Here is a 23,911-nt window from a genome sequence, read left to right on the forward strand (position 1 = left end):
CGAGCATCGATGGTCAAATGGCGGAGCGTGAGCCGCAGTGGCTGCGACTCGATTCGAACACCGGCGTCCTAACTTCGTAGCCGCCGCCCTGGCCTCGCACCCCGCGAACCAGGCAACCCGCTATCGATCACGCGCTCGCGCTGCATGATCGTGCGACATTCGCGCAAGCTCTAATGCCTGCCCGCCACGCCGACTGCTTCGGTTCAACAACAGGCATCCGACGAATCAGCGTTTGCTGCGTTGCGGCATGCCGATCGCCGGACAGCGTCGCGGGGCGCGCCGGGCATGACGGGCAAGATTCGGAATGCCCTGATCAGAAGGAAAAACCTCGGCTTCGAAATCTTTCGTAATCGAATGTGCGCTGCACCATATTTTGCTCGCGCCGGCATACCCATTTTTCGTTCCTGCGTATCGTTTCTGGGCTTGAAAAATAACGATTTGACTCATACCCCGCTTTCGGTTGAAGCTAATAACTTGCTGTCCGAAGAGTGTCCCCGCATGAGTTCGACTTTGACCGTCCGCCGTATTGCCGCCGATCAAGGCAATGTGTATCGCGAGCTGCGTGCCGCCTCGCTGCGCGAGCCCTATGCGCCGGGTGAAGCGCCCGAGGCGGAGCTGTCGTTCGACGCGGAAGCGGTCGATTCGATCGTCGCGCAGCGCGCGAGCTCCGACCAGTCCACCACCTTCCTGCTCTATACCGAAGGGCATCCGGCCGGCATGATCGGTGCGTACTTCGACACCACGCCCGCGCATCGCGCCTTCGTCAGCGAGCTATGGGTGGCGCATGCGGTGCGCCATCTGCGCGGCGGCGTGCTGCTCGTCAACACGGCGCGCGACTGGCTGGCCGGGCAGGGCGCAACCGAGATCTACGCGTGGATCGCTGATCAGAACCGCAACGCGATCCGCTTCTACGAACATATGGGTTTCACGAACCTGGGCGAGCGTGCGCCGATCGCGCGCATCCCCGGCGCACTGAAGTCGCTGTTCGTCTGGCGCTTCGACGCCTGAGCGCCCGGGCCGCCCGTTTCCCCTCATCAGGCCGCTGCCGTCGCGCGGCCGCGAGCGCCCTGGATCGGTCGCCCGCCTGACCCGTGCCGCCGCAGGCCGCCCGAAAATGATGGCCCGCCGCGCGGACGCCTGTAAAATACGCAAAAATTTTTTGCAGGACGTTCATGTCGCTTAAAAAATCGCCATTCTTCGAGCTTCGCAGCGGCTCGGTCGACACCTTGCTGTTTGTCGTGAAGACGGTCGATCTGGACGCACTGCGTGCCGAGTTGGTCAAGCGCTTCGAAGCGACGCCGGAATTCTTTGCCGACGACGTCGTCGCGATCGACCTGCGGCGCCTCGCGGAGGGCGAGCAGGTGTCGCTCGCCGAGTTGCGCGGACTGCTCGACGAAGTGCGGATGCGCCCGATCGGCGTGGTCGCGCAGACGCAGCAGCATGGCTGGGCTGCCGACGGCGGGCTGCCGCTGCTGGAGGCGCGTGATCGCCGCGCGCCGGCCGGCAGGGCGTCGCACGACGCGGTATCGGACCCGAGCGGCGACGCTTCGGCCGAGGCCGGCAGCGAGGCGGCCGTCGATCCTGCGGCCACGGCAGCGGCCGCGGCCGTGAGCGACGTGGCGGCGGCCGCCGTGCCGGTGCCGGTGTCGGCGGCGGCCGCTGCGTCGGCGCCGCCGCCGCTGCAGACGCTCGTGATCGACCGCCCGCTGCGCTCGGGCCAGCAGGTCTACGCGAAGGGCGATCTGGTCGTGCTCGCGCCGGTCAGCAACGGCGCAGAAGTGATCGCCGAGGGCAACATCCATATTTACGCGCCGCTGCGCGGCCGGGCGCTGGCCGGCGTACACGGCAACCACGAGGCGCGGATCTTCTGCACGTGCCTCGAACCGGAACTGATTTCGATCGCGGGCATCTATCGAACCACCGAGAACCCGCTGCCGGCCGACGTGCGCGGCAAGTCGGTGCAGATCCGGCTCGAGGACGAGAAACTGATGATCGAGCCGCTGCGGCTGACCTGAACGGCAGGCACGTGACGCAAACGCGGATCGATCGGATTCATTGACGCATACAGGGTAGGGTAATGGCAAAAATCATCGTGGTGACTTCGGGCAAGGGCGGTGTGGGCAAGACGACGACGAGCGCGAGCTTCGCCTCCGGGCTGGCGCTGCGCGGCCACAAGACGGCCGTGATCGACTTCGACGTCGGCCTGCGCAATCTCGATCTCATCATGGGCTGCGAGCGGCGTGTGGTCTATGACCTCGTCAACGTGATCCAGGGCGAGGCGAATCTGAATCAGGCGCTGATCAAGGACAAGAAGTGCGAGAACCTGTTCATCCTGCCGGCGTCGCAGACGCGCGACAAGGATGCGCTCACGCGCGAGGGCGTCGAGAAGGTGATCAACGACCTGATCGCGATGGACTTCGAATACATCGTCTGCGATTCGCCGGCCGGCATCGAGTCGGGCGCGCTGCACGCGATGTATTTCGCGGACGAGGCCGTGGTGGTCACCAATCCGGAAGTGTCGTCGGTGCGCGACTCGGACCGCATTCTGGGCATCCTGTCGTCGAAGACCAAGCGCGCGGCCGACGGCGGCGAGCCGATCCGGGAGCACCTGCTGATCACGCGCTACAACCCGAAGCGCGTCAGCGAGGGCGAGATGCTGTCGCTCGAGGACATCGGCGAAATCCTGCGGATCAAGCTGATCGGCGTGATTCCGGAGTCCGAAGCGGTGCTGCACGCCTCGAACCAGGGCCTGCCGGCCGTGCATCTGGACGGCACCGACGTGGCCGAGGCCTACAAGGACGTGGTGTCCCGCTTCCTCGGTGAAGACAAGCCGCTGCGCTTCGTCGACTATCAGAAGCCGGGCCTGCTGCAACGCCTGTTCGGCAGCAAGTAACGGAGGCCCCTCATGTCGATTCTGTCGTTTCTCCTTGGGGAGAAGAAGAAATCCGCCGCCGTCGCGAAGGAGCGTTTGCAGCTGATCATCGCGCACGAGCGCATCGGCGGCCGCCCGCCAGCCGACTATCTGCCCGCGCTGCAGAAGGAACTGCTCGCCGTAATCTCGAAGTACGTGAAGATCTCGAACGACGACATCCGCGTGAGTCTCGAGCGCCAGGACGATCTCGAGGTGCTCGAGGTCAAGATCGAGATTCCGCAGGCCTGAGCGCCGCGATCGCGCGCCGCGCCCGCGGCGCGCGCGTTTCCGACACGGTGCCGGCGGGTTGACCGGCGCGGCGGCATCGCCGCCGCCGTGTTGTCTGGCCGTTTTTTCCGTTTTCCGCGTTCCCCTTCATTGGCCGTTCAGGCCGCTCAACGCCCCCGGCCCGCTCGCGCTCATGCCGCGTGATCGCGCCCATGCGCTTCGACGGCGCCGGCGTTTCGCCCCGCGGGCGGCGCGGCTTTGCCTTCGCCGTCCGCCGTCTTTACCAGCTGTTGCACTTTGCCCCCCGTCGTAATACGGCCGCTGTCGGCCGTTCGCGCGGCTCGCGCATTGAACCGGTACGCGCATGCATCGCATGTCCGAATCGACGACACAGGAGGTCACCATGATTCGCTTCACCGCTCGCCGTCTGCTGCCGCTCGCGCTCGCGCTGGCCACCGTCGGGGCCGCCGCCGCGCCGCTTGCCGCCTCCGCCGAGGAAGTGGTGATCGTCGCACCGAGCGCGCCGCCGCCGCCGCGCTACGAGGTGGTGCCGGCCGCGCGGGTCGGCTATGTCTGGGATCGCGGCCACTGGGACTGGCACCGCGGCCATTACGTGTGGATCGCGGGCCACTGGCAGGCCGAGCGAGTCGGCCTGCACTGGGCGCCGGGGCATTGGGTCGCGCGCGGTCCGAACTGGGTCTGGGTGCGCGGCCACTGGGCCTGAGGGAGCGCCATCATGAAGCGGACCCTGTTCGTGGTCGGACTCGCCGCCGTCGTGCTGGCCGGCTGCGTGGTCGTGCCGGCGCGGCCGGTGTACTACCGTCCGGCGCGCGTCGTCGTGTATTGAGGCGAGGTGGCGGCGCGCTCAGCGCGCCGGCGGGTCGTTCGCGTCGTGCGGCGCGGGCGGGCTCGCGGCTTGGTGCGCGGTGCCGGCGGGGCCGATGGCGTCGGGCCGGGCCGACGTGACGGAGTCGGCCTGTTGGGCGGCGTCGCGCGCGCCGGCCTGGTGGCCGGCGGCGGCATCGGGCTGGCGCGCAGCCGTCTCGCTGCCGGTGGCGGGATCGGCTTCGCCGACCGCCCCGCGCGTCAGCGTGCGCAGCGGATCGGCCGGCGAGGCGGTGGCGTCGGCCGGCGTCGTCAGTCCGTCGTCGCTCGCCGCCGCGGCTGTCGTGGCGGTTGCCGTCGCGGTAGCGGGCGGCGCGGGCGGATGCAGGTAGCGGTGCGCGAGCGCCTCGTAGAGCGGCGTCACGAAGAAGCGTGACACGCGGCTGGAGATCAGTGCGGTGGCCATCAGCGAGATCACGAGCGCATGCCCGTTGATCATTTCCATCACGATCACGAACGAGGTGATCGGCGCTTGCGTGACCGCGGCCAGATAGCCGACCATCGCCAGCGCGATCAGCATCGTCAGCGGCACATGGGTGAACGCCAGGTGCAGCAGGTTGCCGAAGCCGGCACCGATCGACAGCGAGGGCGCGAAGATTCCGCCTGGAATCCCGGGCAGGTACGACGCGACCATCGAGACCATCTTCTCGAACGGATACAGCATCGACAACTGCGAATGGCCGCCCAGCAGGCCGCGCGCCTCGGCATAGCCGCTGCCGAACGTGGTGCCGCCCGACACCATGCCGACCACCGCGATCACGAGCCCGCAGAGGGCCGCGAACGCGACCGGCCGGCCGCGGTACATCGTCAGCAGCCGCGCGGGCAGCCAGCGGTTGGTATTGAGCAGCAGCCAGGAGAACAGGCCGCCCGCGATGCCGGTGGTGATTGCGGCGGCCAGCACCGCCACTGCCATCAGCCGCGGAAAGTGCGGGCCGACGTCGATGGTGCCGAAGTAGGTGTAGTTGCCATTCATGCCGAGCGCGATCACCCCGGCGATGATGATCGCCGTGATCAGCACGCCGCTCGCGCGCTCGGAGAAGCTGCGCGTGAGTTCCTCGATCGCGAACACGATCCCGGCCAGCGGCGTGTTGAAGGCCGCCGACAGGCCGGCCGCTGCACCGGCCAGCACGAGCTGGCGCTCGATCAGCGCGTTCGAGCGCGGATAGAAGCGCCGCAGGTTGAACATCAGCGCGGCGCCGATCTGGACCGTCGGCCCCTCGCGGCCGATCGTGAAGCCGCCGAGAATGCCGAGCAGCGAGATCAGGATCTTGCCGCAGAGGATGCGCAACGTCAGCAGCCGCGCGCCGAACGCGCTGGGGCTGGCCTGCAGCGTCGCGATCACCTGCGGGATGCCGCTGCCCTCGGCGCCGCGAAAGAAGCGGCGCGTGAGCCAGACCGAGGCCGAGGCGATCGCCGGGGTCAGGATCAGCGGCAGCCACGCGTGGCTCTGCTGCAGCGAGCGGAACGTCTCGTAGCCCCAGTCGATCAGGCGCGCGTAGAGTACCGCGGTGATGCCGACCACGATCGCGCCCAGCCAGAACACGCCGTACAGGCGCCAGAGCCGTAGCGAACGGCGCGTCAGCGTCGGGAGGAAATCGGTCAACCGTTGCATGGCGGCATGGTGGCAGGCGGCGCGGACAAAAGGGAATTATACGGAGATCCGGCCCGAGAGCACGCGATCGTGCCCGTCGATGGGGGCGGGCCGAGGCCGCAAGCTGACGGGCGGCGGTGTGCCCGCGCGCCCTCGATGGCCGCACGGCGGGCCGGCACGACCGATCGCGCGGCCTCGCCGCCGGCTCACATCAGACGTGCGTCGCGCGTTTCGCGCATCAGCAGCACGCCGATCAAGCTGAGCGCCGCGGCCGCCGACACGTAGCCGCCCACCCACGACAGCCCGCCGCGCGCGACAAGCAGTTGCGCGATGTACGGCGCGATCGAGGCGCCGAGGATGCCGCCGAGGTTGTAGGCGACGCCCGCCCCCGTGTAGCGGACGTGGGTGGGAAACAGCTCGGGCAGCAGCGCGCCCATCGGCGCGAAGGTCACGCCCATCAGGAACAGCTCGATGATCAGGTAGAGCGCGACCAGCGGCATCGAGCCGCTGCCGAGCAGCGGGGCCATCGTGAAGCCCGACAGCAGGGCCAGCAGGCCGCCGACGATCAGCACCGGCTTGCGGCCGTAGCGATCGGCGGCCGAGGCCGAGATCGGCGTGGCGATCGCCATGAACACCACTGCGATGCAGAGCAGGCCGAGGAAGTCGGTGCGCGCGATGTGCAGCGTGCCGACGCCGTAGGACAGCGAGAACACCGTCGAGATGTAGAACAGCGTATAGCAGACCACCATCGACAGCGCGCCGAGCAGGGTGGGCGCCCAGTGCTGCGAGATCAGGGCGAGCACCGGCACGCGCACGCGCTCGTTGCGCTCGATCGCGGCCCGGAACGCGGGCGTCTCGGCGATCTTCATGCGCACGTACAGGCCGACTGCCACCAGCACCGCGCTGACCAGGAACGGCACGCGCCAGCCCCAGCTGCGGAACTGCTCGTCGGACAGGCCGATCGCGAGCGCGAAGAACAGGCCGTTCGACATCAGGAAGCCGATCGACGGGCCGAGCTGCGGGAACATGCCGAACCAGCCGCGCTTGCCGGCCGGGGCGTGTTCGGTGGCCAGCAGCGCCGCGCCGCCCCATTCGCCACCCAGGCCGATGCCCTGGCCGAAGCGCAGCACGCACAGCAGCACCGGCGCGACCGTGCCGATCGCGTCATAGCCCGGCACGAAGCCGATCGCCGTGGTGGAGACGCCCATCACCAAGAGCGAGGCGACCAGCGTGGACTTGCGGCCGAAGCGGTCGCCGAAGTGGCCGAACAGGAACGAGCCGATCGGCCGGGCGATGAACGCGATGCCGAACGTGACGAACGCCGACAGCGCCTGCGCGGTGGCCGAGCCGTGCGGGAAGAACACCGGGCCGATCACGAGCGCGGCGGCGGTGGCGTAGACATAGAAATCGTAGAACTCGATCGCGGTGCCGATGAAGCTGGCGAAGACGATGCGCCGCTGGCTGGCCGTGCTCGATCCGTGCTGCGCGGCGTCGGCCGTCGCTGGGGTGGAGGACATGATGGTTTCCGTGGTGCGGGGCAAACGGCACGCGAGGGTGCCGGCCGGATATTCGAATGATTGGCATGAAGCCGGCCCGCGCGTGCTGCGCCGGTGCCGGTGTCGCGCGCGGCACGAGGGCCGGCGCGCCTCCTAGGGCGGCTCGCGCGCGTCGCGCAAGCGCAGGCCTGTCTGGCTCGTGCGGCGGCCCCGCCGGGTAGGCGGCCCGCCGCGAGCGGTCTGGGAGGACGGGGCGGGATGGCCGGCATTATAACCACCGCCGGTGCTTGCCGAATCGGGTGGGCGCGCGGCCCGGCCGGCGTGCGAAGCCGGTACGGCTAGGGCTGTTTCGAGCGGGGGGAGCCCTGCGGCGCGTTTGCACGGCGAGGGGTGGCGGCGCGCCTTATGCGGTGAGGCGTGATCGATTTCGCCCGACGGCGAGCCGGCAGCGCCCGGGATTCTCGGTAACGGCGCAGGCGGCACGCGTCTCAATCGATCGTCTGTGCCTGCTGCGTCGCCTTCGTGCGCAGCTGGAACTGGCCGTTGTCGTTGAACAGCCAGCTTTCCATCAACTCCAACTGGCCGCGTCCGTCGAGCAGGGCCGCCGGCGGCTTTGGCAGCGGCGCCGCGCGGCGCAGCGATTGCAGCGCGATCGCTTCGGCGCCGTCGTCGCCATTGCTGCGATAGACCGACGAACGCGCGAGGCGCCCGTCGCGATCGACGGTGAAGGCCACCACCACGAGTGAGCGCAGCATTGCCTGCGGCGTGCCGTGCAGGACGCTGGCGGGGTTCGCGTCGAGAATCCGCTGCGCCACTGCGTCGCGATACTGGGCCTGCGTCGAGTCGCTCGTTGCCGGCGCAGGCGAGAGTACCAGCGCGCTCTTCGGCAGCGTGATCGTGCAGCCGGCCGCGACGAGCACGCCGGCCAGCATCGCGGCAAGGCACGCGAACCGACTGGGAGAGCAGGGGCGAGGCGACGGCGGCATGGCGGCAGGCATCCCGGGAGCGATCGGATCGCTGTCAGCATAGCCGACGTGCCGGAGAAAACCATCAGGAGAAACGATCGTGAGGGGCGCGACTGGAAAACGTCGGCGGCCGCGGCGCGCGGGAGCGGTGTGGCGCATGACCGCAGCGTCGGTGCGGGCCGGGCCGGCGTGGGTGGCGACGCTTCAGGTCCGCGCCTCGTGCCGCCCAGCGGCAGACAAAACGGCGCATTTCCAGGATGGGCCGATTGGGGGCATCGCCTGAAGCGCTACTGGAAAGCCTTGTTGGGAAAGGCTCTCTGGCGGAAGCGGTGAGATTCGAACTCACGGACGGTTGCCCGTCGCCGGTTTTCAAGACCGGTGCCTTAAACCACTCGGCCACGCTTCCAAGCCGCGCATTGTAACCGAAATGCCGACGCTGTCCGCTCCTTTGGCGCTCAGCTCACGCTTCGTCGCCGCGCAGGAACAGCTCCTGGAGATCGTTGAGGAAGCGCTGGCCGAGCGGCGTCGGCGCGATCCGTTCGAAGTCGCGCTGGATCAGCCCGCGCCGCTCCGCCTCCGCCAGCGCCGGCTCGATCGTCGAGAACGGCAGCCCGGTGCGCTCGGCATAGCTCGCCACCGGGAACCCTTCCACCAGCCGCAGCGTGTTCAGCATGAACTCGAACGGCAGATCGCGCGGCCCGACCTCGCGCTCCTCCTGCACCGGCGTGCCGGCCATGGCCTGCTCGATGAAGGTGGCCGGATGCTTGTAGCGCGCCTGCCGCAGGATGCGGTTCGGAAACGACAGCTTCGTGTGCGCGCCCGCGCCGATGCCGAGATAGTCGCCGAAGCGCCAGTAATTGAGGTTGTGCCTGCATTGGCGGTGCGGCTGCGCATAGGCCGACACCTCGTAGTGCCCGTAGCCGGCCTCGGCCGTGCGCTCGTGAATCCAGTCCTGCATGTCGGCCGATGCATCGTCGTCGGGCACCGCCGGCGGGAACTTCGCGAACATCGTGTTCGGCTCGAGCGTCAGGTGATAGAGCGACAGATGCGGCGGCGCGTAGGCGAGCGCCGTTTCGATGTCGGCCCGGCATTCGTCCAGGCTCTGGTTCGGCAGCGCGAACATCAGGTCGAGATTGAAGTTGTCGAACCTGCTGGCGGCGATCTCGACGGCCGCGCGCGCCTGCGCGGAGTCGTGGATGCGGCCGAGCGCCTTGAGGTGCGCCTCGTTGAAGCTCTGGATGCCGATCGACAGCCGGTTCACGCCGCTTGCGCGGAACTGCGCGAACTTGGCCGCCTCGAACGTGCCGGGGTTGGCCTCGAGCGTGATCTCGGCATCGGCGTCGAGCGGCAGCAGCGCGCGCACGTCGGACAGCAGCCGGTCGAGCCCGCCCGCCGACAGCAGGCTCGGCGTGCCGCCGCCGATGAAGACGGTATGCACCTGGCGGCCCCAGACGAACGGCAGCGCCTGCTCGAGGTCGGCGCGCAGCGCGTCGAGGTATTCCTGCTCGGGAAACCGCTCGCCCTTCCATTCATGCGAATTGAAATCGCAGTAGGGGCACTTGCGCACGCACCACGGGAAGTGGATGTAGAGCGCGAGCGGCGGCAGCGCGCTGAGGCGGACCCTGCCCGGCGACGCGAACGTCGCGACGATCCGTTGCCCGGTCTCGGCGGCCCGGCTCACGCCTCTTCCCCGAGCCGCGCGAGCAGCGCGCGCAGCGCGATCGCGCGATGGCTGATGCCGTTCTTCGCGGCCGGATCGAGTTCGGCGACGGTCGCGCCCAGCGCCGGCAGCAGGAAATGCGGATCGTAGCCGAAGCCGTTCGCGCCGCGCGGCGTGTCGATCACCTCGCCCTGCCAGCGGCCCTCGGCGAACAGCGGCTCGGGATCGTCGGGGTGCCGTACCAGCGACAGCACGCAGCAGTAGTAAGCGCGTCGGTCTTCGATGCCCTGCAGTTGCGCGACCAGATGCGCGTTATTGGCCGCGTCGCTCTTCTCCAGCCCGGCGAGCTGCGCGTAGCGCGCCGAATGCACGCCCGGCGCGCCGCGCAGCGCGCGCACGCAGAGGCCCGAGTCGTCGGCGATCGCGGGCAGGCCGGTCGCGCGCGAGGCGTGGCGCGCCTTGGTCAGCGCGTTCTCGATGAAGGTCAGATACGGCTCCTCGGCTTCGGGGACGTCGAGCTTGCCCTGCGGGACGATCTCGATGCCTGCGGTCTCGAACAGCGCCGCGAATTCGCGCAGCTTGCCGGCGTTGTTCGAGGCGAGCACGATGCGCGTGAGCGGCGCGGGCCCGCCGCCGCGGGCCGGGTCGATGTGGCCGCTCATGTCACGCTTCCCGCGCGGCTTTCTGCAGCGCGATCAGTTCGCCGATGCCCTTCTGCGCGAGGTCGAGCAGCGCGTCCATCTCGGCGCGCGTAAACGGCGCGCCCTCGGCGGTGCCCTGTACCTCGACGAGGCCGCCCGCGCCCGTCATCACGACGTTCATGTCGGTGTCGCAGCGCGAGTCCTCGGCATAGTCGAGATCGAGCAGCGGCGTGCCCTGATAGACGCCCACCGAGATCGCGGCGACCGAATCGCTGATCGGCGAGCGTGGGAGCTTGCCGTCGGCGACGAGCTTAGCGACCGCGTCCTGCACGGCGACGAACGCGCCGGTGATGCTGGCCGTGCGCGTGCCGCCGTCGGCCTGGATCACGTCGCAGTCGATGTGGATGGTGCGCGGGCCGAGATGCTCGAGATCGACCACGGCGCGCAGCGCGCGGCCGATCAGGCGCTGGATCTCCTGGGTGCGGCCGGTCTGCTTGCCGCGCGCTGCCTCGCGGTCGCTGCGGGTGTGGGTGGCGCGCGGCAGCATGCCGTATTCGGCCGTGAGCCAGCCCTGGCCGCGATCACGCAGGAACTCGGGCACGCGCTCGGCCACGCTGGCCGTGCAGATCACCTTGGTGTCGCCGAATTCGACGAGCACCGATCCTTCGGCGTGCTTCGTGTAGTGGCGCGTCAGGCGCACCTCGCGGAGCTGGTCGGCTTGCCGGCCGCTCGGGCGCGGAGAGGAATTCGTCATGGTGGGCGTGGGGCATCCGGAGGGAAACCGCGATTTTACCGCGCAAGGCCGCCGCGCATCGGCCGCGCCCGCGTGGCGCGCGGTGGGCAGGCGGGCACCGCCCCCCGCAGGCAGGGGGCGGCGTCAAAAATGGGATAATGCGGGTTTCGCGCCCCGTGCCTCGGCCGCACCGGGCGCCTCTGGAATCCCGGGCCACCGCGGCCCGTTCACCGGCGAGACCAACCATGATCTACAGCATGACGGGCTACGCGAGCGCGACGCGCGAACTCGTGGCCACTTCCGGCAATGGCACCACCAGCGTGTCGGTCGAACTGCGCACGGTGAATTCGCGCTTCCTGGACCTCAATTTCCGAATGCCGGACGACGTGCGCGTCTGCGAGCCGGCCTTGCGCGAGATGCTGATGACGAAGCTCTCGCGCGGCAAGGTCGACGTGCGCATCAACCTGCAGCGCAGCGAGCAGACCGCTCAGGCGGGCGCGCTCAACGGTACCGCGCTCGGCCAGCTGGCCGAGCTGGAGCGCTCGGTGCTGGCCGCGTTTCCGGGCGCGGAGCGGCTGCGCGCAGGCGAGATCCTGCGCTGGCCCGGTGTGCTCGCCGAGAGCGGCGTGTCGGTCGAGGCGCTGCGCGACGCGGTGCTGGCCTGCGGCAAGGAGGCGATCGGCGAGCTCGTGGTGGTGCGCTCGCGCGAAGGTGCGCAACTGGCCACGATGCTGCTTGCGAACGTCACCGAGATGGAAGCGATCGTCGCGCGCATCACGCCGCTCGTGCCGGAGCTGATCGCCAAGCACCAGCAGAAGATCGTCGAGCGCTTGCAGGAAGCGCTCGGCATCGCGGCGCCCGAGGGCGCGCAGACGGTGGTCACGCGCGAGGAAGCGGCCGAACGCATCCGTCAGGAAGTGACGATGTACGGAATTCGCATCGACATCGCCGAAGAGCTGCAGCGGCTCACCGCGCATCTGAACGAGACGCGCCACGTGATCGAGAAGGGGGGCCGCGTGGGCAAGCGGCTCGACTTCATGATGCAGGAACTGAACCGCGAGGCGAACACGCTGGGCTCGAAGGCGGCCGCCAAGGAGCTGGCCGACGCATCGATGGCGCTCAAGCTGCTGATCGAGCAGATGCGTGAGCAAGTGCAAAACCTGGAGTAACGCAAGATGACCGAATCGAACCGAGACGCGCACGCGCTGCATGCCGGCGCGTATCCCGGCAACCTGTTCATGGTGGTGGCCCCGTCGGGCGCCGGCAAGTCGACGCTCGTGAACGCGCTGCTCGCGCAGGACGACGAGATCCGCCTGTCGATCTCGTACACGACGCGCAAGCCGCGCCCGGGCGAGCAGGACGGCGAGCACTATCACTTCACGAGCGTCGAGGACTTCCGCGCGCGCCATGCGGCGCACGAATTCCTCGAAAGCGCCGAGGTGCACGGCAACTACTACGGCACCTCGCGCGTCTGGATCGAGGAGCAGATGGCGAGCGGGCGCGACGTACTGCTCGAGATCGACTGGCAGGGCGCGCAGCAGGTCAAGAAGCAGTTCCGCAACGCGGTCGGGATCTTCATCCTGCCGCCCTCGCTCGCGGCCCTCGAGGAACGTCTGAAGAAACGCGGCCAGGACGAGCCGAACGTGATCACGCGGCGCCTGCTCGCAGCGGGCAGCGAGATCGCGCACGCTTCCGAGGCCGAATACGTGGTGATCAACGAGCACTTCGACACGGCACTGGCCGAGTTGCGGCGCATCGTGGCCGCCACGCGGCTGCGCTTCGCCTCGCAATACGCACGCCACACCGAGCTTTTCATCGAGCTCGGCATCCATCTCCCGCACGCCGAGTGAAGGCGAGGGACGAGGGACATAAGGTAGAATAGCCAACATATTCAGAAGGAACACCCACCATGGCTCGCATTACCGTCGAAGACTGCCTGAAGCAGATCCCGAACCGCTTCGAACTGGCGCTCGCCGCCACCTACCGCGCGCGGCAGCTCGCGCAAGGCCACACGCCGAAGATCGAAAGCCGCGACAAGCCCACCGTGGTCGCGCTGCGCGAAATCGCGGCCGGCCAGGTCGGCATCGAGATGCTGAAGAAAGTGCCGGTTTAAGGCACACTCGGTCACTCGAGTCATGTAGTCCCGTGCAACCCGACGTGCCAACCTGAGGAGGCGAATATGAGCAACTCACCATCGTCCGCCTCCGCGGAAGCCGGCCCGGCCGAAAGCACGGAAGCGACGGCCACCTCGCCGGCGCGGCAATACATCGACGCGGTCCTCGAACAGTCGTTTCGCCACCTGTTCGGGCCGACCGCCACGCCGGAGCAGCCTCGCAAGCACGGCGTCGTTTCGATCGCGAAGCTGACGGCCGCGCTTGCCGAGTATCTGCCCCCGGAAGAAATCAAAGAGGTGAAGGCGGCGTTTCACTTCAGTGACGAAGCCCACCTCGGTCAATATCGCCAGAGCGGCGAACCCTACATCACCCATCCCGTCGCCGTCGCCGAAATCTGCGCCGGCTGGAAGCTCGACGCCCAGGCCGTCATGGCCGCGTTGCTGCACGACGTGATGGAGGACCAGGGCGTCATGAAGAGCGAACTCGCTGAGCGCTTCGGCCCGAAGGTGGCCGAGCTCGTTGACGGGCTCTCCAAGCTCGACAAGATGGAGTTTCGCAGCCGCGAGGAAGCGCAGGCGGAAAACTTCCGCAAGATGCTGCTCGCGATGGCGCGCGACGTGCGCGTGATCCTCGTGAAGCTGGCCGACCGCCTGCACAACATGCGCACGCTCGGCGCGGTGCCGATGGAGAAGCGCCGGCGCGTGGCGCGCGAGACGCTCGACATCTACGCGCCGATCGCGCATCGGCTCGGCCTGAACAACACCTATCGCGAGCTGCAGGAGATGAGCTTCGCGAACTTCAACCCGCATCGCTACGCGACGCTCGAGAAGGCCGTGAAGGCCGCGCGCGGCAATCGCCGCGAGGTGGTCGGCAAGATCCTCGAGGCCGCGCATCGCACGGTGGTGGACGCCAAGCTCGATGCCGAGATCACCGGCCGCGAGAAGACCATCTACAGCATCTACCGCAAGATGCGCGACAAGCAGCTGTCGTTCTCGCAGGTGCTCGACGTATACGGCTTTCGCGTGGTGGTCGAGCATCCGCTCGAGTGCTATACCTGCATCGGTGCGCTGCATGCGCTCTACAAGCCGGTGCCGGGCAAGTTCAAGGATTACATCGCGATCCCGAAGGTGAACGGCTACCAGTCGCTGCACACCACGGTGGTCGGCCCGTTCGGCGCGCCGATCGAGTTCCAGGTCCGTACCCGCAAGATGCACGAAATCGCCGAGGCAGGCGTGGCCGCGCACTGGCTCTACAAGAATGGCGGTGCCGACCTCAACGACGTGCAGAAGCGCGCCCACCAGTGGCTCAAGTCGCTGCTCGATATTCAGAGCGAGGCGGGCGACTCAAGCGAGTTCCTCGAACACGTCAAGATCGACCTGTTCCCCGACGCCGTCTACGTGTTCACGCCGAAGTCGAAGATCATGGCGCTGCCGCGCGGCGCGACGGCGCTCGACTTCGCCTACGCCGTGCACAGCGATCTCGGCAACCAGTGCGTGGCGGTCAAGATCAACAACGAACTGCTGCCGCTGCGCACCGAACTCAAGAGCGGCGACATCGTCGAGGTGATCACGGCGCCGTACTCGAAGCCGAACCCGGTCTGGCTCGGCTTCGTGCGTACCGGCAAGGCGCGTTCGGCGATCCGCCACTACCTGAAGACGATGCGTCTGAACGAATCGGTGCAGCTCGGCGAACGGCTCGTCGACCAGAGCCTCAAGGGTTACGGTCTCGCGCTGGCCGACGTGCAGCCCGATGTATGGGACAAGCTCGTGCAGTGGACCGGCAACAAGAGCCGCCAGGAAATCTTCGCGGACATCGGCCTCGGCCGGCGCGTGCCCGCGGTGATGGCCAAGCGCATCGAGGTGCTGATGAGCGGGCGCGACGCCGACGACGATCTGCCGCGCGCCGACCGTCCGGCGCACAACGCGCCGCCGGTCGCGATCACCGGCACCGAGGGGATGTCGGTGCAGCTCTCGGCGTGCTGCCGGCCGATTCCCGGCGACAGCATCATGGGCTACATCGGCATCGGTCTGGGCATGGCGATCCATACGACGGATTGCCGCGTGGCGCAGCGCATTCACCGGCGCGACCCGGGCCGCTGGATCGACGTTGCCTGGGCGCCGCAGCCGGGCCGCCTGTTCGACGTGGCGGTGAAGGCGCTGGTGAAGAATACCAAGGGTATTTTCGCGCGCGTCGCGGCCGACATCACCTCGGCCGACGCGAATATCGTCCACATTGCGATGGACGAGGATCTGTCGCACGAATCGACGGTGCTGCGCTTCGTGATCCAGGTGAGCGACCGCGTCCACCTCGCGAACGTGATGCGGCGCGTGCGAACCAACCCGGACGTGATGCGGATCATGCGCGAGCGGTCGAGCGACGACACGACCCATACGCGCCACGACGGCGGGATGCGCATCGACCGGGAACGGCACGACTACTGACAGGCCGGCGGCGCCGGCTGCCGGGCCAGGAAAAATCCGACCCGAAAAACAAAAGGGCCTTCCCGGAGGAAGGCCCTTCAAAATATGGCGCGGCTGGCAGGATTCGAACCCACGACCCCTTGGTTCGTAGCCAAGTACTCTATCCAACTGAGCTACAGCCGCACGCAAACGCTACTGCATCGTACTGCCGGGAGATCCCGTAGGACAACCCGTTAAAAGGTGGCGCGGCTGGCAGGATTCGAACCCACGACCCCTTGGTTCGTAGCCAAGTACTCTATCCAACTGAGCTACAGCCGCACGCAGAAGTGAGATTATAGCAAGGTTTTTTGAAAAGGGAAGTATTCGGCGCCAATTTCTTCGTGAAGACCATTCGTGTACCCTTGAAGCATCTCACGGGTAGTCTGGAACGGAATGAACAAGGCGTTTGTGAAGGAGTCGGACGGCGACGATGACGAGCTCGATGCGGCCTTGCCGCCGATCCCGGCCGGCGCGAAGAACTACATCACGCCAGCCGGTCATAAGCGGCTGCGCGACGAGTTGCTGCAACTGATCGACGAGGAACGGCCCGAGGTGGTCAAGCTGGTTTCGTGGGCCGCCTCGAACGGGGACCGCTCCGAGAACGGCGACTACATCTATGGCAAGCGGCGGCTGCGCGAGATCGATCGACGCATCCGCTTCCTGACCAAGCGGCTCGATCTGGCCGAGGTGGTCGACGCGAGCCGGCAGGAGAGCACCGATCAGGTGTTCTTCGGCGCGACCGTCGATTATGCGACCGAGGACGGCGAGGAGCACACCATCACGATCGTCGGCGTCGACGAGGTCGATCTGGACCGCGGTCACGTCAGTTGGGTCTCGCCGATCGCACGCGCGCTGCTGAAGGCGCGCATCGGCGATACGGTCACGCTGGTGACGCCGGGCGGCCCGCAGCCCGTGGACGTGCTCGACGTCCGTTACCCGGCGCCCGCCGCATGACTGCCCGGCTGCCGGCCGCACCGGCCTGACGCCGGCATCGGCCCCGCCCCAAAGCAAAAAAGCGCCCCGCAGGGCGCTTTTGTCATGCGCGCCGCCGGATGGCAGCGGCGGGTCAGGACAGGCTCGATCAGAAGCGGTGACGCAGGCCGGCCGTGACGGCGATCTGCTTGTTCGTCGACGAAGCGCCGCCCAGACCGTTCACGTAGGCACCGATCCCCAGGCCGTCGTTGCTGACGTGCTGGTATTCGCCCTGCAGGTAGACGTCGGTGCGCTTGGACAGCGCATACGAGGTCTGCAGGTTGAACTGGTTCCAGCCCGGATGACGGCCGTCGAGGAAGCCGGCCGTGTAGGTCCAGGAGCCGGCGACCGACAGGGCCGGCGTGAGCGCGTAGCGGGCGTTGACTTCGTAGTTGTTGAAGCGCGCGAAGGTGCCGTCCAGACCGAAGCCTGCCGCCGTGCCCGACGGGCTGGCCGCGATGCCGAGCGCACGATTCACGCGCGTCTGCGTGAACACGAAGCCTGCGGTGGCCGGGCCGAACGTGTAGCTCAGGCCGCCGCCGAACACGCGCTGGCGCTTGCCGACGAAGGTGTTGTCGCCCGCCACCGCGCCGCCCGTGTTCGACAGCGTCGCCGACGTGAGGCCGGTGATGTTGTTGTCGAGTTGCAGGTAGCCGGCTGCGAAGTTGAAGCCGAGGTACGAATACGACACGCCGCCGCTGAATGCGCGGTTGTTCGAGAACTGGCCGCTGTTCGAGAAGCCGTACAGGCCGCCGAACTTCAGGCCGCCGTAGTTGACGCTCGTGTACTTGACCGAGTTGTTGACGCGGAACGAGTTGTTCAGGTTGTCATTGTCGAACGGGTGGGCGAACTGCGTGCCGCCGTATTGCGAGCCCGTCAGCGACAGCGGGCCGAGGAAGTCCACGACGCTGTCGTACTGGCGGCCGAGCGTGACCGAGCCGAACTGGCTGTGGCCGAGGCCCACATATGCCTGACGGCCGAATTCGCGGCCGCCTTGCTTGAACGTGCCGTTGTTGATGCCGAAACCGTTTTCGAGCACGAAGATCGCCTTCAGGCCGCCGCCCAGATCTTCATTGCCGCGCAGGCCCCAGCGGCTGCCGTTGACCGAGCCGCTCGTTTCCGACCACGCGCTGTGGCCGCCCTGGTTGTTCGCGTAGGTGATGCCGGCGTCGATCAGGCCGTACAGCGTCACGCTGCTCTGAGCATGTGCAGCCGTTGCGAAGACGCCCGAAAGCGCAGCCACGAGTAGAGTCTTTTTCATTGATTCATCTCCATCAGGCGGAGGCGCAGGTCCTCCGCAACGCGGGATAGTCGGCCAGCACCGGGTAGAGCGCAGTGCGGCGTGTTCAGGGTGGCGCCACAAGGCGCCGCAAATCTCCAAACCCGAGCGAAGTGTAAGAGGGAGCTGGCCATCTTCGTGGCTTGCACTTTAAGCAATAATGAATTTAAGTTTAAGAAATGATCAAAAATCGCCCGGAAACCTTTGTCAGACAAGGAAAGCCGCGGTTCGGCGGGAATGGGTCGGCGTCGCGAGCAAAGCTCGGCCGTTGCGTGGTGGCGACAGAAACGCGCGATGAGTCGGGCCGAATTGGAGGTGGGGCGGTACGCGGGATTGTTGAGTCTTCGACAATAGACGTTTGTGAAGACCGCCGCTAATGCGGCACGGTGCAATCGTTATACTGGCTTCGCTGCTTTCCGAAGCAGACTTTTTCGTTGACGGAAAAGATCTCCAAACCTTTGTCGGCGCGACTTCCCGGTCGCGCTTTTTTTTGCCATTGCTCGGCGGCCGTTGACGCAGCCTGCCGGCCGGATTCAATTGCGGCGGCTCCGTGGTGCCGGCTTGGCGTCTGAGGCTTCGCATGCCGGCACCACGCCGGCCGGCTGAGCCCAGTCTTCCATCACATAGTGCCGCGCATCCAGCGGTGAGGCGAGCAGGTTCTGCCAATGGTCACCGTGCCAGGTGGTGTCGAATTCGGCATCAAGCGGGTGGGCCGCGGGCGCCGCCTTGATCTCCTTATGGCGATGCCGCATGCCGAGCCGGTGCGCGAAACGTTTCAGTCTGTCGAGCAGCATATCCGCCCCCTGTGCTTCCCTAGCTTGGTCCAGCATCGCAAAACCGGCTGTCCATGCCAACCCGGACAAATACCAAGTAATCGCTATTTTTCACCCGATCGGTATTTTTTGCTTTTCTGTTAATTAAAATGAATACCCCTAGCAATAATGACAGGTTGTACGTGACTAAATGCTCCATTTTGTTGATGGCGTACCGTTTCCATCGCGATCGAGGTCAAGTCCGATAAGAAGATTTGAAGAATTTTCTTGACGAGCCCAGAGCCTCCCATTTATAAAAGCACCACGAAGTCTGCGGTGCTTACTGCTCATCGTCCATCAGGTTTAGCGGGGCCGAGGCTTTCGGTGACGGCACTCACGAGTTGCTCGTTTTATTTATAATCGTTTGGGGAATCAGGAATATGGATACCGGTATCGTGAAATGGTTTAACGATGCTAAGGGCTTTGGCTTTATTACGTCGGACAACGGTGGCGAAGACCTGTTCGCGCACTTCTCGGAAATCCGCATGGACGGCTTCAAGACGCTGAAGGAAAATCAGCGTGTCTCGTTCGACGTGAAGACCGGGCCGAAAGGCAAGCAGGCAGCGAACATCCAGGCGCTGTAATCCGGGTTGACCCGGAGTCCGGCCCCCGCTTTGGCGGGGGCTTTGTGTTTTTGGCGGGTAGAATCGGCAGCATGCGCGCTGTTTCGCGTGTTCCAACCGGTATCGCTTACTGCTGACATGTCCGATTCGTCTTCGCCTTTGTCTTCGTTTTTCCCGGCCGCCGATGGCCCACTCGCGTTCGTCGACCTCGAGACCACGGGCGGTTCCGCGACCGAACACCGAATCACCGAGATCGGCGTTGTCGAGGTCGGCCCGAATGGCGTTTCCACCTGGAGCTCGCTGATCGATCCTTGCCAGCCGATCCCGGCCTTCATTCAGCAATTGACCGGCATTACCGACGCGATGGTGCGCGGCGCACCGAGCTTCGCCTCCATTGCGGCCGCGCTTTACGCGCGGCTCGAGGGGCGGTTCTTCATCGCGCACAACGCGAGCTTCGACCGCGGCTTCCTGCGCGCCGAATTCGAGCGCGCCGGTTACGCCTTCAATCCCGACGTGCTCTGCACGGTGCGACTGTCGCGCGCACTGTTCCCGCGCGAATCGCGCCATGGCCTTGACGCGCTGATCGAGCGTCACGCGCTGGTGCCGAACGCGCGGCATCGCGCGCTGGCCGACGCCGATCTCGTCTGGCAGTTCTGGCGGCGCCTGCACGAGACGATTCCGTCCGAGCGGCTCGCCGAGCAGATCGCGCAGACCACGCGCCGCTACCGGCTGGCGGGTGAGCTGACCGAGGACGATCTCGAGCGCGCGCCGTCCGGCTGCGGCGCGTACGCGCTGTTCGGCGAGGGCGATGCGCCGCTCTACGTGGGGCGCAGCGTGCGGGTGCGCAACCGCCTGCGCGCACTGCTCACGGGCGAGCGGCGCTCGGCCAGGGAGCGGCGGCTCGCCGAGCAGGTGCGGCGCGTGGAATGGCGCGAGACGGGCGGCGAACTCGGCGCGATGCTGGCCGAGGCGCACTGGATTGCGGCGCTGTCGCCGGCCTTCAACCGCAAGGCCGGCGACGCGCGGCGCGGCACGGCCGGCGAGCCCTGGCCGTTCGACGGTCCGATGGCGATCGTCGACGGCGACGCGCCGGTGTCGTATCACGTGGTCGATCGCTGGCGCTATCTGGGCACCGTCGCCGATATCGAGGCGGCGCGCGCGCTGGCTGCCGCCGCAGACGACGGCCGCTTCAATGCAGCCGTGTTCCGGATTCTCCAGACCCATCTCGCGCGCGGTGTGCCGACGATCGCGCTGCCGGCCCTCGCGCTGGCGGCATCGCGGTAGGCGGCATCCGCCGACCGGTCAGGCGGCGGCGGGGTGCGCGCGCTGCGCGCAGTGGTGCGGCGCAGCAAGGCTGGGCCGCACCTTCGATGCCGGGTGCCGGGTCAGCCGACCGCGCTGACGCCGCCGCCGGCGCAGACGTGTGCCAGCGCAGCATTGAGCGCGGGCGTCTGGCTCGAGTCGTAGCGCGTCATCGCCTTCCAGTCGGCAACGCTGCGTGCCAGGCGCGACTGGCAGTCGGGCGCGTTGCGAAGCGGCGCGACGCGTGCGAGCGCGCCGATCATCGACTGGGTGAGCCGGTCGAACTGCGGACGCGTGGTGGTGGCCAGATCGGGAGGCGTGCCGTCCGGCGCCCGCGTTGCGCGCCACTTCGCGAACAACGCGTTCTGCATGAGCTTGCTCGCCTCGATCTGATCCGAGAAAAACGCGTGCGCGTAATCGCGATCGACCCCGCTTGCCTCCGCGCGGCGTTCTACATCGGCGAGCAATTGTGCTTCGCGCGGCTTGTCTTCGATCGGCTTGTGATGCGCCCATTTCCAGCGGGCCACCGGCTCGGCCAGCGCGATGCGCTGCGAAGCCAGTGCGACGAGGTTGGTGAGCGGTGTGTCGTCGCCATCGGCGGAGGCCGGCAGTGGCAGGGCGAGCAAGGCGGCGAGGGACGCGAGCGCGAGGGTCGAGCGAATCGGCAGAGTCATGGCGGATCGGCGGGCGCCGGTGGCTTGCCCGGCATAGGGGAAAACGAGCAGCATAAACGAATCTGCGGCGCGCGCGGGCGCCGCAAACGAAATCCGATGCGCGCAGCCGACCCGGCGAGGGAGTCGGGTAGCCTGCGGCAGCGAGGAAGGGAATGGACGGAAGGAGTCGAACGCGGTGGCGCGGCAATTCGCGACGTTCGACCGGCCCTTACTTCGGCGTGCCCAGCTTGTGCTGCTCGTCGAAAAACGCGCGCACATGGTCGGGCAGTTCCGCGAGGAACTCGACGGCCACCGGGTCCGGGTCCGGGCTCATCACTGTTTCGGGAGGCGGCATGCGAGTCGGCTTTTCGTCCATGATCATTCTCCTTGCGCTTTGATGATTATCAGCCGTCCGTCTTCAATTTTTCCAGTGAGGAATCGTTTCAATTTGTCGGTGTTGCTTAAACCGCACACCCGGGTGGCTCGTGGCGTGGTTGGCCGAGCTGGCGTTACCGGGAAAATGGATGCGCGCGCACCTTTTTCGGCTGCGCCCGCGCGTGGCGCAGGGACGGCGCATTTGCCCGGCGGTGCAGCAGTCTGAGCTATGCGTGGAGCGGCGAGGCGGGGAGCGCGAGGCGGGGCGAGGCGGCCAGAGATGGTGCCTAGGCGGGCAGGCGGCCCGGCGCGCCGTTCGGGCGCGCGCCGGGCTGCGGTGGGCGGGCGGCTAGGCGCGCCGGAACAGCCGGATGATGAACAGCAGGATGACCGCGCCGATCACGGCGACGATGATCGACGCGAAGAAGCCGCTGCCGATCGAGATGCCGAGCACGCCTGCGAGCCAGCCGCCGATGATGGCGCCGACGATGCCGACGATGATGTCGACGACCAGGCCGAAGCCCCCGCCCTTCACGAGCAGGCCAGCCAGCCAGCCGGCGATGGCGCCGATGATGAGCCACATAATCAAGCCATGAGCCATGATGGTTCCTCCAGGTTGGGATGCTACGCAACGAACCGGCCGCGGGCATCGCGATGCGAATCGGCAGCGCGAACTGCCGCCCGGGCCGGATGCTCCACGCAATGTACTGCAATAGCCGGGTCAGGAGCGTTAAGTAATGTTAGACAGCGCCGGAAGGGATTACCAATGATTTTGCAGGCGGGCCAGGATCGCCCATGCTGCTGCCATCGCGGGCGCAAAAGGCGGGACAGAAGTGCAGGAGCGCGAGCATGCTGCAAAGCAAAAAGCCCGATCACGAGGATCGGGCTTTTTGCTTGATTCGGATGGTGCCGGAGATAGGAGTCGAACCTACGACCTTCGCATTACGAATGCGCTGCTCTACCAACTGAGCTACACCGGCAACAAAGAAATGAAATTATAGGGTGATTTCTGCGAAGCTGGCAAGAGGTCTGGCGAAGAAATTTCAAACTTTCGCGCTGATCGTGCCGGCTCCAGATTCGCGACGAACGTTGCCGATCATCTGTCCCCGAGTCTTTCAACGGCCCGAATTCTACGATGAAAAACGCAGGGGAGGAAGCACATCCGCCGCGCCGTGCGGGCTTTTTTGCGGCGCCGCCGCAACGGCGCCGCGCGGGCCTTATCTGGCGGCTGCTTCCTGGTGGTAGCGGACCACGCGTTCGACCTCGTGCTTCGAGCCGAGGATCACCGGCACGCGCTGATGCAGGCCGGTCGGCTGCACCTCGAGGATGCGCTCGGTGCCGGTCGACGCGGCCCCGCCCGCCTGCTCCACGATGAAGGACATCGGGTTGGCTTCATACATCAGGCGCAGCTTGCCGGGGCGGTCGGGCGTGCGGGCGTCGGCCGGATACATGAATACGCCGCCGCGGTTCAGGATGCGGTGGACGTCGGCCACCATCGAGGCGATCCAGCGCATGTTGAAGTTCTCGCCGCGCGGGCCGTCGGCGCCGGCGTTCAGCTCGTCGATATAGCGCCTGACCGGTTCATGCCAGTGGCGTGCGTTCGAGGCGTTGATCGCGTATTCGCGCGTGTCGGCCGGAATCCGCATGTTGCTCTGCGTCAGCACCCACGAGCCGAGCTCGCGGTCGAGCGTGAAGCAGTTCACGCCGTGGCCGGTGGTCAGCACCAGCACCGTCTGCGGGCCGTAGACGGCATAGCCGGCTGCCACCTGCTTGACGCCGGGCTGCAGGAACGACTGCTCGGTGGCCTGCTGGCCGTGCGGGCAGCGCAGCACCGAGAAGATCGTGCCGATCGAGACGTTCACGTCGATGTTCGAGGAGCCGTCGAGCGGATCGAACACCAGCAGGTATTCGCCGCGCGGGTAATTCTCGGGAATCGGGAAGAACGTTTCCATTTCCTCCGAAGCCATGGCGGCGAGATTGCCGCCCCATTCGTTCGCGTCGAGCAGGATTTCGTTCGACAGGATGTCGAGCTTTTTCTGCACCTCGCCTTGCACGTTCTCGCTGCCGGCCGTGCCGAGCGCGTCGCCGAGCGCGCCCTTCGAGACGTGGAAGCTGATCGCCTTGCAGGCGCGCGCGACGACTTCGATCAGCAGGCGCAGGTCGGCGGGAAGGTTGTGGTTCTCGCGTTGCTGCTCGATCAGATACTTCGACAGCGTGGTACGTCGGGAAAGGGACATGCTGAGCTCCGAGAGGCGGGAAAATAGCTGTTTTT

General features: G+C 66.9%; 25 protein-coding genes and 4 tRNA genes. 12 read left to right on the forward strand and 17 right to left on the reverse strand.

What is annotated here, in order from left to right:
* Positions 1-225 precede the first annotated feature (225 nt).
* Positions 226-447 (reverse strand): hypothetical protein, encoded by a 222-nt coding sequence (locus tag KS03_RS32180; RefSeq protein WP_162486899.1) that lies wholly within the window; start codon positions 445-447, stop codon positions 226-228.
* Here KS03_RS32180 and KS03_RS21185 point away from each other — a divergent pair.
* The 5 genes from KS03_RS21185 (at position 355) to KS03_RS21205 (ending at position 3,863) form a co-directional block, all read left to right on the forward strand.
* Positions 355-1,008, forward strand: coding sequence for a GNAT family N-acetyltransferase (locus KS03_RS21185; RefSeq protein WP_230674408.1), 654 nt, complete (start codon positions 355-357; stop codon positions 1,006-1,008). The two genes, KS03_RS32180 and KS03_RS21185, sit on opposite strands and share 93 nt — an antisense overlap.
* 164 nt (positions 1,009-1,172) lie before the next feature.
* Complete coding sequence (gene minC, locus KS03_RS21190) at positions 1,173-2,015, forward strand: septum site-determining protein MinC (protein WP_012734890.1); 843 nt, start codon at positions 1,173-1,175, stop codon at positions 2,013-2,015.
* Positions 2,016-2,077: 62 nt separating this feature from the next.
* On the forward strand, positions 2,078-2,893 hold the full coding sequence (minD, locus tag KS03_RS21195; protein ID WP_012734891.1) for a septum site-determining protein MinD: 816 nt from the start codon (positions 2,078-2,080) through the stop codon (positions 2,891-2,893).
* A gap of 12 nt (positions 2,894-2,905) precedes the next feature.
* Positions 2,906-3,160, forward strand: coding sequence for a cell division topological specificity factor MinE (gene minE / locus KS03_RS21200; RefSeq protein WP_012734892.1), 255 nt, complete (start codon positions 2,906-2,908; stop codon positions 3,158-3,160).
* Positions 3,161-3,503: 343 nt separating this feature from the next.
* On the forward strand, positions 3,504-3,863 hold the full coding sequence (locus tag KS03_RS21205; protein WP_012734893.1) for a YXWGXW repeat-containing protein: 360 nt from the start codon (positions 3,504-3,506) through the stop codon (positions 3,861-3,863).
* A gap of 141 nt (positions 3,864-4,004) precedes the next feature.
* On the opposite strand, the gene KS03_RS21215 is transcribed toward KS03_RS21205, so the two are convergent.
* From KS03_RS21215 to rph, 7 genes are all read right to left on the reverse strand, one after another.
* Positions 4,005-5,636, reverse strand: a complete 1,632-nt coding sequence (locus KS03_RS21215; RefSeq protein ID WP_012734895.1) for a chloride channel protein — start codon at positions 5,634-5,636, stop codon at positions 4,005-4,007.
* Between the two features lie 185 nt (positions 5,637-5,821).
* On the reverse strand, positions 5,822-7,132 hold the full coding sequence (locus tag KS03_RS21220; RefSeq protein WP_012734896.1) for an MFS transporter: 1,311 nt from the start codon (positions 7,130-7,132) through the stop codon (positions 5,822-5,824).
* A gap of 467 nt (positions 7,133-7,599) precedes the next feature.
* Positions 7,600-8,097, reverse strand: coding sequence for an energy transducer TonB family protein (locus KS03_RS21225; RefSeq protein WP_012734897.1), 498 nt, complete (start codon positions 8,095-8,097; stop codon positions 7,600-7,602).
* A gap of 297 nt (positions 8,098-8,394) precedes the next feature.
* Positions 8,395-8,482 (reverse strand) — tRNA-Ser (locus KS03_RS21230).
* Positions 8,483-8,536: 54 nt separating this feature from the next.
* On the reverse strand, positions 8,537-9,757 hold the full coding sequence (gene hemW, locus KS03_RS21235; protein WP_012734898.1) for a radical SAM family heme chaperone HemW: 1,221 nt from the start codon (positions 9,755-9,757) through the stop codon (positions 8,537-8,539).
* Positions 9,754-10,398, reverse strand: a complete 645-nt coding sequence (rdgB, locus tag KS03_RS21240; protein ID WP_012734899.1) for an RdgB/HAM1 family non-canonical purine NTP pyrophosphatase — start codon at positions 10,396-10,398, stop codon at positions 9,754-9,756. The genes hemW and rdgB overlap by 4 nt, the downstream gene beginning before the upstream one ends.
* A gap of 1 nt (position 10,399) precedes the next feature.
* Positions 10,400-11,131 (reverse strand): ribonuclease PH, encoded by a 732-nt coding sequence (gene rph, locus KS03_RS21245; RefSeq protein ID WP_012734900.1) that lies wholly within the window; start codon positions 11,129-11,131, stop codon positions 10,400-10,402.
* 224 nt (positions 11,132-11,355) lie between these two features.
* Between rph and KS03_RS21250 the strand changes: the two genes are divergently transcribed.
* The 4 genes from KS03_RS21250 to KS03_RS21265 all read left to right on the forward strand — a co-directional run bounded on the left by KS03_RS21250 (position 11,356) and on the right by KS03_RS21265 (position 15,665).
* On the forward strand, positions 11,356-12,279 hold the full coding sequence (locus KS03_RS21250) for a YicC/YloC family endoribonuclease (RefSeq protein ID WP_012734901.1): 924 nt from the start codon (positions 11,356-11,358) through the stop codon (positions 12,277-12,279).
* Between the two features lie 6 nt (positions 12,280-12,285).
* Positions 12,286-12,960 (forward strand): guanylate kinase, encoded by a 675-nt coding sequence (gene gmk / locus KS03_RS21255; protein ID WP_012734902.1) that lies wholly within the window; start codon positions 12,286-12,288, stop codon positions 12,958-12,960.
* 59 nt (positions 12,961-13,019) lie between these two features.
* Positions 13,020-13,223, forward strand: a complete 204-nt coding sequence (gene rpoZ / locus KS03_RS21260) for a DNA-directed RNA polymerase subunit omega (RefSeq protein WP_006999799.1) — start codon at positions 13,020-13,022, stop codon at positions 13,221-13,223.
* Positions 13,224-13,289: 66 nt separating this feature from the next.
* Positions 13,290-15,665: a RelA/SpoT family protein gene (locus KS03_RS21265; protein WP_012734903.1), complete on the forward strand. Its 2,376-nt coding sequence runs from the start codon at positions 13,290-13,292 to the stop codon at positions 15,663-15,665.
* Between the two features lie 85 nt (positions 15,666-15,750).
* Here KS03_RS21265 and KS03_RS21270 read toward each other — a convergent pair.
* Together KS03_RS21270 and KS03_RS21275 are read right to left on the reverse strand one after the other, a co-directional pair.
* Positions 15,751-15,827, reverse strand: a tRNA-Arg gene (locus tag KS03_RS21270).
* A 58-nt stretch (positions 15,828-15,885) separates the two neighbouring features.
* Positions 15,886-15,962 (reverse strand) — tRNA-Arg (locus tag KS03_RS21275).
* A 114-nt stretch (positions 15,963-16,076) separates the two neighbouring features.
* Between KS03_RS21275 and greB the strand changes: the two genes are divergently transcribed.
* Positions 16,077-16,637 carry a transcription elongation factor GreB gene (gene greB, locus KS03_RS21280; protein ID WP_012734904.1) on the forward strand — a complete coding sequence of 187 codons (561 nt, stop codon included), beginning with the start codon at positions 16,077-16,079 and terminating at the stop codon, positions 16,635-16,637.
* A 127-nt stretch (positions 16,638-16,764) separates the two neighbouring features.
* On the opposite strand, the gene KS03_RS21285 is transcribed toward greB, so the two are convergent.
* Complete coding sequence (locus KS03_RS21285; RefSeq protein WP_012734905.1) at positions 16,765-17,916, reverse strand: porin; 1,152 nt, start codon at positions 17,914-17,916, stop codon at positions 16,765-16,767.
* A 551-nt stretch (positions 17,917-18,467) separates the two neighbouring features.
* On the reverse strand, positions 18,468-18,728 hold the full coding sequence (locus KS03_RS21290; RefSeq protein ID WP_012734906.1) for a hypothetical protein: 261 nt from the start codon (positions 18,726-18,728) through the stop codon (positions 18,468-18,470).
* A gap of 398 nt (positions 18,729-19,126) precedes the next feature.
* On the opposite strand from KS03_RS21290, the gene KS03_RS21295 reads away from it, so the two are divergent.
* Both KS03_RS21295 and KS03_RS21300 read left to right on the forward strand, forming a co-directional pair.
* Positions 19,127-19,330 carry a cold-shock protein gene (locus KS03_RS21295; RefSeq protein WP_012734907.1) on the forward strand — a complete coding sequence of 68 codons (204 nt, stop codon included), beginning with the start codon at positions 19,127-19,129 and terminating at the stop codon, positions 19,328-19,330.
* A gap of 117 nt (positions 19,331-19,447) precedes the next feature.
* Positions 19,448-20,593: an exonuclease domain-containing protein gene (locus tag KS03_RS21300; protein WP_012734908.1), complete on the forward strand. Its 1,146-nt coding sequence runs from the start codon at positions 19,448-19,450 to the stop codon at positions 20,591-20,593.
* A gap of 101 nt (positions 20,594-20,694) precedes the next feature.
* On the opposite strand, the gene KS03_RS21305 is transcribed toward KS03_RS21300, so the two are convergent.
* The 5 genes from KS03_RS21305 to KS03_RS21325 form a co-directional block, all read right to left on the reverse strand.
* A complete protein-coding gene (locus KS03_RS21305) occupies positions 20,695-21,285 on the reverse strand; it encodes a chorismate mutase (protein WP_012734909.1) in 591 nt (196 codons plus the stop codon).
* A 208-nt stretch (positions 21,286-21,493) separates the two neighbouring features.
* The gene (locus KS03_RS32350) at positions 21,494-21,640 is read right to left on the reverse strand and encodes a hypothetical protein (RefSeq protein WP_012734910.1); all 147 of its coding nucleotides are present in this window, start codon (positions 21,638-21,640) and stop codon (positions 21,494-21,496) included.
* Between the two features lie 348 nt (positions 21,641-21,988).
* On the reverse strand, positions 21,989-22,240 hold the full coding sequence (locus KS03_RS21315) for a GlsB/YeaQ/YmgE family stress response membrane protein (protein WP_012734911.1): 252 nt from the start codon (positions 22,238-22,240) through the stop codon (positions 21,989-21,991).
* A 303-nt stretch (positions 22,241-22,543) separates the two neighbouring features.
* Positions 22,544-22,619 (reverse strand) — tRNA-Thr (locus tag KS03_RS21320).
* 237 nt (positions 22,620-22,856) lie between these two features.
* The gene (locus KS03_RS21325; RefSeq protein WP_012734912.1) at positions 22,857-23,876 is read right to left on the reverse strand and encodes a class 1 fructose-bisphosphatase; all 1,020 of its coding nucleotides are present in this window, start codon (positions 23,874-23,876) and stop codon (positions 22,857-22,859) included.
* Positions 23,877-23,911 lie beyond the last annotated feature (35 nt).

The sequence above is a fragment of the Burkholderia glumae LMG 2196 = ATCC 33617 genome (assembly GCF_000960995.1).
GTDB classification, from domain to species: domain Bacteria; phylum Pseudomonadota; class Gammaproteobacteria; order Burkholderiales; family Burkholderiaceae; genus Burkholderia; species Burkholderia glumae.